Origin of the sequence: Streptomyces sp. NPDC060205, from assembly GCF_042728395.1 — a bacterium.
Lineage (GTDB): Bacteria > Actinomycetota > Actinomycetes > Streptomycetales > Streptomycetaceae > Streptomyces.
In genome coordinates this window covers 1-7,302 of the sequence record NZ_JBHWZP010000413.1, presented here as the reverse complement: position 1 = coordinate 7,302, position 7,302 = coordinate 1, and the positions used below count along the sequence as shown (strand labels likewise).

7 protein-coding genes are annotated in these 7,302 nt (G+C 71.9%); 4 read left to right on the top strand and 3 right to left on the bottom strand.

The features are described from left to right. Positions 1 to 162: 162 nt before the first annotated feature. The 3 genes from menE to ACFWGJ_RS39520 all read right to left on the bottom strand — a co-directional run bounded on the left by menE (position 163) and on the right by ACFWGJ_RS39520 (position 3,617). A complete protein-coding gene (gene menE / locus ACFWGJ_RS39530) occupies positions 163 to 1,680 on the bottom strand; it encodes an o-succinylbenzoate--CoA ligase (RefSeq protein ID WP_387333799.1) in 1,518 nt (505 codons plus the stop codon). A gap of 108 nt (positions 1,681 to 1,788) precedes the next feature. After that, entirely contained in the window at positions 1,789 to 2,664 is an 876-nt protein-coding gene (locus tag ACFWGJ_RS39525) for an amidohydrolase family protein (protein WP_387333800.1), read from the bottom strand. A gap of 14 nt (positions 2,665 to 2,678) precedes the next feature. Continuing rightward, positions 2,679 to 3,617, bottom strand: a complete 939-nt coding sequence (locus ACFWGJ_RS39520; protein ID WP_387333798.1) for an SDR family NAD(P)-dependent oxidoreductase — start codon at positions 3,615 to 3,617, stop codon at positions 2,679 to 2,681. A gap of 303 nt (positions 3,618 to 3,920) precedes the next feature. On the opposite strand from ACFWGJ_RS39520, the gene ACFWGJ_RS39515 reads away from it, so the two are divergent. From ACFWGJ_RS39515 to ACFWGJ_RS39500, 4 genes are all read left to right on the top strand, one after another. Further along, positions 3,921 to 4,355 carry a MarR family winged helix-turn-helix transcriptional regulator gene (locus ACFWGJ_RS39515; protein ID WP_387333797.1) on the top strand — a complete coding sequence of 145 codons (435 nt, stop codon included), beginning with the start codon at positions 3,921 to 3,923 and terminating at the stop codon, positions 4,353 to 4,355. 13 nt (positions 4,356 to 4,368) lie between these two features. Beyond that, positions 4,369 to 5,127: an IclR family transcriptional regulator gene (locus ACFWGJ_RS39510; protein WP_387333796.1), complete on the top strand. Its 759-nt coding sequence runs from the start codon at positions 4,369 to 4,371 to the stop codon at positions 5,125 to 5,127. Between the two features lie 131 nt (positions 5,128 to 5,258). Continuing rightward, entirely contained in the window at positions 5,259 to 6,470 is a 1,212-nt protein-coding gene (locus ACFWGJ_RS39505) for a sensor histidine kinase (protein ID WP_387333795.1), read from the top strand. Further along, positions 6,467 to 7,135, top strand: a complete 669-nt coding sequence (locus ACFWGJ_RS39500) for a response regulator (protein ID WP_387333794.1) — start codon at positions 6,467 to 6,469, stop codon at positions 7,133 to 7,135. The genes ACFWGJ_RS39505 and ACFWGJ_RS39500 overlap by 4 nt, the downstream gene beginning before the upstream one ends. Positions 7,136 to 7,302 lie beyond the last annotated feature (167 nt).

Genomic DNA, 7,302 nt, shown 5'->3' with positions numbered 1-7,302 from the left:
ACCCGCACCCGACCACGCACCGAACACCCACCGTCACACATAGAACCGAAGGTGTTGATCCGTTCCTGGGTGGCCTCGATCCACTCACTCGTACCGAGGTCACCCCCGGCCAGCTTCCTGAGTTCGTCGACACCGTTCACTGTGATGGCCATATGGATCTCCTCAGTGAGAATCGGTTCCGTACCACCGCCGGACCCGGGACTTGAGCAGCTTGCCGGAGGCGGTCCGCGGCAGTTCGTCCGCGAGCACCACCGACTTCGGGATCTTGTACTTGGCGAGGTGTCCGGTGAGGGACGCGAGGACCTCGTCGAGGTCCAGCTCGACCCCCTCGCGTGCGACGACGACCGCGCGCGGCGCCTCGCCCCACGTCTCGTCGGGCACGCCGATGACCGCGCACTCGGCGATCCCGGGATGGGCGAGGAGCCGGTCCTCTATCTCGGCGGGATAGACGTTCTCGCCGCCCGAGATGATCATGTCCTTGATGCGGTCGACGACGGTCACATAGCCGTCCTCGTCGATCCGGGCGGCGTCCCCGCTGCGGAACCAGCCGTCGCTGAACACGGCCGCGGTCTCGTCGGGCAACCCCCAGTAGCCGGGCATGACATGGGGCCCGCGTACGACGATCTCGCCCGTCTCCCCGGCGTCGGCGAGGTCGGCCGGGGCGAGGCCGGGCCGTACGACGCGTACGTCGCTGAAGAAGTGCGGTACGCCCGCGGAGCCCGCCTTGGCCACCGCGTGCTCGGCGTCCAGGAAGAGCACGCCCGGCGAGGCCTCGGTCATCCCGTAGCCCTGGAGGAAGGTGAGGCCCCGCTCCTGGTAGGCGGCGATGAGCGGGGTCGGCACGGGTGAGCCGCCGCAGCTGAGCATGCGCAGCGAGGACAGGTCGGCGCCGGCCCAGCCCGGCTGGCGGGCCACCTGCTCGAACATGGTGGGCACGCCGAACATGAGGGTGATCCGGTGCCGTTCGATCAGGTCGAGGGTGGCCGCCGGGTCGAACGCCTCGACCAGGACACAGGTACCGCCCTTGAGGAGGACGGGGAGGGTCAGCATGTTGAGCCCGGCCGTGTGGAACAACGGGGCCGACACCAGCGCCCGTTCGTCCGCGATCAGGTCCTGGTCGACGAGGACGTTGACGGCGTTCCACGTCAGATTGCCGTGGGTGAGCATCGCGCCCTTGGGGCGGCCGGTCGTCCCCGAGGTGTACATGATGACGCAGGTGTCGTCGGCGTCGACGGGTTCGTCGATCGCCTCGCCGGCGGCCGAGTCGAGCAACTGGTCGTAAGCGGCGCCCACTTCGATGTACGTACGCACGTCGCAGCTGCCCGGCAGGCCGGCGACCAGCCCCTCGGCTGCGGGCCCGTGCACGAGGACCTTCGCGCCGGAGTCTTCGAGCTGGTGGGCGATCTCGGGCCCGGCGAGGCGGGTGTTGAGCGGGACGAAGACCGCGCCGAGCGTGCCGGCCGCGAACAGCGTCTCCAGGTAGGAGGGGTGGTTGGGGCCGAGGTAGGCGATCCGGTCGCCGCGGCGCACCCCGTGGGCGCGCAGGGCGTGGGCGAGGCGGGTGGTGCGCTCGTACAGGGCGCCGTACGTGAGTGTCGTGCCGTGGTGGATCAGGGCGGTGCGGTGCGGGGTCTTGCGGGCCCGGCGGGCGGGCCACGACCCCAGTCCCTCGTTGCGCATGCCATACCCCTTACGGCTCGGTGTGCGCGGTCATGGCGCGGTGTGTGCTCATGGCTTGGTGAGACCGGTCACGGCTTGGCGAGACCGGTCACGGCTTGGCGAGACCGGTCACGGCTTGGTGAGGCCGAGCAGCCGGGCCGCGTTCTCCTTGAGGATCTTCGGCCTGACCTCGTCCTTGACGGGCAGCTTCGCGAAGTCGGCGAGCCAGCGGTCCGGGGTGAGGACCGGGTAGTCGGAGCCGAACAGCACCTTGTCCTTGAGGAGGGTGTTCGCGTACTGCACGAGCTGCGGCGGGAAGTACTTCGGCGACCAGCCGGACAGGTCGATGTGGACGCCCGGCTTGTGCGTGGCGACCGCGAGGGCCTCGTCCTGCCAGGGGAAGGACGGATGCGCCAGGATGATCTTCAGGTGCGGGAAGTCGGCGGCCACGTCGTCGACGTGCAGCGGGTTGGAGTACTTGAGGCGGATGCCTCCTCCGCCGGGCACGCCCGCGCCGATGCCGGTCTGCCCGGTGTGGAAGAGGGCGATGGCGCCGGTCTCCTCGATGACCTCGTACAACGCGTAGGCCACGGAACGGTCGTTGGGGAAGAAGCCCTGGATGCTGGGGTGGAACTTGAAGCCCTTCACGCCGTACTCCTCGACCAGCCGGCGGGCCCGCTTCACCCCCGCCCTGCCGCGGAAGGGGTCGACGGAGGCGAACGGGATCAGCACGTCGGGGTTGGCGGCGGCGGCCTCGGCGACCTCCTCGTTCGGGACGGGTTCGGTGCCGGTCGCGGACTCGGCGTCGACCGTGAAGATCACGGCGGCCATCCTCCGCTCCCGGTAGTACGCGGCCGTCTCCTCCAGCGTCGGCTTCCGCTTGCCCTCCACCTTGAAGTAGGCGCTGGAGGCCGCGTGCAGGTCGTCGTCGAGCGAGGACGCGCCCTTGGAGGAGATCTCGGCATGGGTGTGGACGTCGATGGCGACCAGGTCGTCGACGTTCATCGCCGCTGGGAGGGTCATGACGCCTCCGCGGCCTTGGGCGCGGGGGCGAGGGCGGGCGCGGGGATGCCGACCGTCTGCGGTTCGGCGCCGACGGAGGTGTGCCAGACGTCGGCGAGTGCTTCGGGGGTCCAGCCGCCGTCGGCGTACGCGGCCCTGATCTCCTGCGGGTGGGACCACAGCGCGACCTTGTCGCCGCCGATGCCGATGGCCTGGCCGCTCACCCCGCGGGCGGCCTCGGAGGCCAGGAACGGCACGAGGGCCGCGCAGTCCTCGGGGGTGCCGAAGCCCTCGCCCCTGCGCAGGAAGTCCGGCAGCGGTTCGCCCCGTCGCATGGCCTCGACGTAGGGGGCGAAGGCGGGAATGGTCTCGGTCATCGCGGTCGCGGCCACCGGCACGATCGCGTTGACGGTGATGCCCGCGCGGCCCAGCTCCATCGACCAGGTACGGGCCATGGCGGCGATGCCTGCCTTGGCGGCGGAGTAGTTGGTCTGGCCGAAGTTGCCGCGCTGCCCGGCCGGCGAGCCGACGAGGATCAGCGTGCCCCCGTCGCCCTGCTCCCGCATGCGCACGGCGGCGGCACGGGCGCAGGTGAAGGTGCCCTTCAGATGGGTGGTGAGCACGGCGTCGAAGTCGTCGTCGGTCATCTTCCACAGGACCTTGTCGCGCAGGATGCCCGCGTTGGTGACCAGGACGTCGAGGCGGCCGAACTCCGCGACCGCGCGGCCCACCAGGCGGTCCGCGGCCTCGGCGGTGCCGACCGCGACCACCTCGGCCACGGCGGTGCCGCCCGCGCCGGTGATCGCCTCGACGGCCTGCTCGGCGACCGCCTCGTCCACGTCGTTGACGACCACGCGGGCGCCGGCGGCGGCGAGGGCGTGCGCGTAGGCCAGGCCGAGGCCACGGCCTGAACCCGTGACCACGGCGACCTTTCCGGTGAGATCGATGCTGGACACGGAGGTCCCTTCAAAGGCGACGGAGTGACGGGGTGGGGAGGTGACGTGGGTGGGAGTGACGGAGTGGTGGGGTGACGGAGTGGTGGGGTGACGGAGTGGTGGGTGACGAGATCGAAGCTAAGGTCAATGATTGTTGACGTCAATAATTGTTGCCGACTCGGCCGTACGCCATGCTGGTCCCGTACGGACGCAGTACCGAGCCCCCGCGGGGCCACGACCAGGGAGCCCGCCATCGCCCGCCAGCCGCATGTCACCGACCCCTCGCCCACGGATGCCGCGCCGATCGACGCCCAGGAACCGTGGATGCGCGGACTGCACGCGGACACCGGCTACCTGCTGTACCGGATGGGCCTGCGCTCGGGGCAGATGTTCAACTCGTTCCTTCAGGAGTCGGGACTGCGGCTGCGGCACTACGCGCTGCTGCGTTTCCTGGCCACCACCGAGGGCGCGCTCCAGCGGGAGCTGAGTTCGCGGCTCGGTTACGACCCGAGCGCGATCGTCGGCCTGGTCGACGACCTGGAGAAGCTCGGGTTCGCCGAACGCCGCCCCTCCCCCGACGACCGCCGCAGCCGCATCGTCGTACTGACCGGGGACGGGCGTGCCTTCCTGCGCGGCACCGGCGAGGCGGGGCTACGGGTCACGGACGACCTGCTCGGGCCGCTCGACCCCGCCGAGCGGAAGATCCTGCACACGCTGCTGCGGCGCGTCGCCGAGACCGAGCTCGACTCCGGCGCGTAGAACGGCACGGGCCATGACCTCCCTGTCCGCGCCCGGCCGGCTGCTGGCCGTGCTCGCTGCCTTCGACCACGAGCACCCGGCGCTCTCCCTGACCGACATCAGCCGCCGGGCCGGGCTCTCCCTCACCACCGCGCACCGGCTCGTGGGCGCGCTCAGCGACTGGGGCGCCCTGGAACGCGACGCGGACGGGATCTACCACGTCGGTCTGCGGCTGTGGGAGCTGGCTGCGCTCTCCCCGCGCGGGCTCGCGCTGCGGCAGATCGCGCTGCCGTATCTGGAGGACCTGTACGAAGCCACGCACGAGAACGTGCAGTTGGCCGTGCGCGACGGCTCCGAGGTCGTCTACATCGAGTGGATCTCGGGCCGTTCCGCCGTCGGCGTGAAGATCCAGGTGGGCGCCCGCTGGCCGCTGCACGCGACCGGGGTGGGGCTCGCGCTGCTCGCCCACTGCGAGCCGGCGTTCCAGGAGACGTACAGCGCGGGGCCGCTCGCCGCCTTCACCCCGCACACGATCACCGATCCGGCCGCCCTGCGCCGCGCACTCGCCGAAGTCCGGCGCTCCGGGGTGGCGGTGAGTGTCCGTCAGATCACCGAGGATGCCCTGTCGGTGGCCGCTCCGGTACGCGGTCCGGGCGGCCCGGTGACGGCGGCGGTCTCGGTCGTGGTGCCCGAACGCGGCGCGCAGACACCGGCGTTGATCCCCGCGGTACGGCTAGCCGCACGCGGGATCTCCCGGGCCCTGGGATGGCAGCCGGAGCCGTCGGGCGGGTGAGGGCGGAGCGAGCTTCCCCGGCCCTTTGGTGAGAGCCGAGGTGAGAGCCGGTCGATATCCCTCTCACCGGTGAGGACGCGGCCCCCGCCCCGCGCCGATACTGGCACGGCCCCTTCCCCGAGGAGCCGCCCATGCCCGCCTCGTCCGCCTCCCCCTGGATCAGCCCCGCCGTCGCCCGCCTGCGCACGGCCAACCCGTACGTCGTCGACATCGCGCTCGCCGCACTCGTCCTGTTCGCCGCGTCACTGCAGTGGATGTTTCCCGACGAGGGCGACGACCGCCTGACCTGGCAGGGGTTCCTGCTGGGCGTCGGTACGGCGCTGCCGCTGGTGTGGCGGCGCCGGGCGCCGTTCCTCGCCGCCTGCGGGGTCTCGGTGTTCACCCCCGCCATGGCCGTCTACCACGCGCCGCCGCCGGACATCATGTACGGCGGACTGGTCGTCCTCTACACCATGGCCGCGGTCGGCCGGCCCTGGCAGCGGCGGGTCATGCTGGTGGGGTGGCTGGTCGGGGTCGCGCTGACCATGACGCACAAGGAGGACGCGGAACCCTTCGAGTACGCCTTCCAGTTGCTGAGCTGTGTCAGCGCCTACGGCTTCGGGGTGCTGTCCCGTCTCCAGCGGGCGTACACGGCGGCACTGGAGGACCGGGCCCGCCGCCTGGAACGCGAACGGGCCGCCGACACCGCGCGGGCCGTCGCCAGGGAACGGGCGAACATCGCCCGGGACATGCACGACGTCCTGGCCCACGCGGTGAGCCTGATGGTGGTGCAGGCCGAGGCCGGGCCCGTGGTCGTGCGCAGCGATCCCGAGCGCGCGGAGGGGGTGTTCGACGCCATCGCAGGTGCCGGGCGCGACGCGATGGTCCAGCTGCGGCGGATCCTCGGCGTCCTCAAGGAGGAGCCCCTGAACGGTGGTTCGGAGCGGCTGCCGCAGCCGGGCGTCGCGGCCCTGGCGGGTCTGGTCCGGCAGGTCGGCGACACGACCGGGCTACGGGTCGAGCTGCGGCGCACCGGGGAGCCGCGCCCGCTGCACCGGGACACCGAGGTCGCCGCCTACCGCGTGGTCCAGGAAGCCCTGACCAACACCGTCAAGCACGCGTACGCTTCCTGCGCGCGGGTCGAACTGGACTGGACGGAGACCGAGTTGACGCTCACGGTGACGGACGACGGGCGGGGTCCGGCGGCCCCCGCCCCGGGCGGGGGCGGGCACGGGCTGATCGGCATCCGTGAGCGGGCCGCCGCCTGCGGGGGCACCGCCCGTACGGAGCCCGGCCGGGACGGCGGCTTCCGTGTCGTCGTCCGCCTGCCCGTGGCCGGCGACCGGCAGGTGGCGCCGGGGTGAGCATCCGGGTGGTGGTCGCCGACGACCAGGAACTGGTCCGCAGCGGCTTCAGCATGATCCTGGAGGCGCAGCCCGACATCGACGTCGTCGCGGAGGCCGGGGACGGCGTGGAGGCGGTCGCCGCCGTGCAGCGGCACACGCCGGACGTGCTGCTCCTCGACATCCGGATGCCCCGGATGGACGGGCTGGAGGCCGCGCGGCTGGTGTGCGCGCAGTCCGCGTGCCGGGTGGTCATGCTGACGACGTTCGACCTCGACGAGTACGTGTACGAGGCGTTGTACGCGGGCGCGAGCGGGTTCCTGCTCAAGGATGTGCGGCGGGACGATCTGGTGCACGCGGTGCGGGTGGTGGCGGCGGGGGACTCGTTGCTCGCGCCCTCGGTGACACGGCGGCTGGTCGCCGACATCATCCAGCGGCGGCGGGCGGGGGCCGCGCCGTCGCCTTCCTCGGCGCGGCTGGATGTTCTCACCGCGCGCGAGGAGGAGACGTTGCGGCTGCTGGCGCGAGGGCTGTCCAACGCGGAGATCGCCCGGACGCTGTTCGTGAGCGAGCACACGGTGAAGACGCACGTCAGCAACGTGCTCAGCAAGCTGGGGCTGCGGGACCGGGTCCAGGCGGTCATCTGCGCGTACGAGTCGGGAGTGGTGACCCCCGGCTCGAACTGACCTGCTTCCCGACGCACTTCGCCTGCGGGCCGGTGGGGGCGTGTCGCGCAGTTCCCCGCGCCCCTGAAAGACGGGGGCTAAGGCCGTCTGCACCCTGCGGGCCGGTGGGGGTTGGCCGCGCAGTTCCCCGCGCCCCTGGAGGGCGGGGCTGCGCCCCGCTTTTAAGG

Bases quoted from the DNA above. Each gene is read 5' to 3' on its own strand.
- ACFWGJ_RS39525 (WP_387333800.1), bottom strand. From the start codon at position 2,664: ATGAACGTCGACGACCTGGTCGCCATCGACGTCCACACCCATGCCGAG.
- ACFWGJ_RS39505 (WP_387333795.1), top strand. From the start codon at position 5,259: ATGCCCGCCTCGTCCGCCTCCCCCTGGATCAGCCCCGCCGTCGCCCGC.
- menE (WP_387333799.1), bottom strand. From the start codon at position 1,680: ATGCGCAACGAGGGACTGGGGTCGTGGCCCGCCCGCCGGGCCCGCAAG.
- ACFWGJ_RS39515 (WP_387333797.1), top strand. From the start codon at position 3,921: ATGCGCGGACTGCACGCGGACACCGGCTACCTGCTGTACCGGATGGGC.
- ACFWGJ_RS39510 (WP_387333796.1), top strand. From the start codon at position 4,369: ATGACCTCCCTGTCCGCGCCCGGCCGGCTGCTGGCCGTGCTCGCTGCC.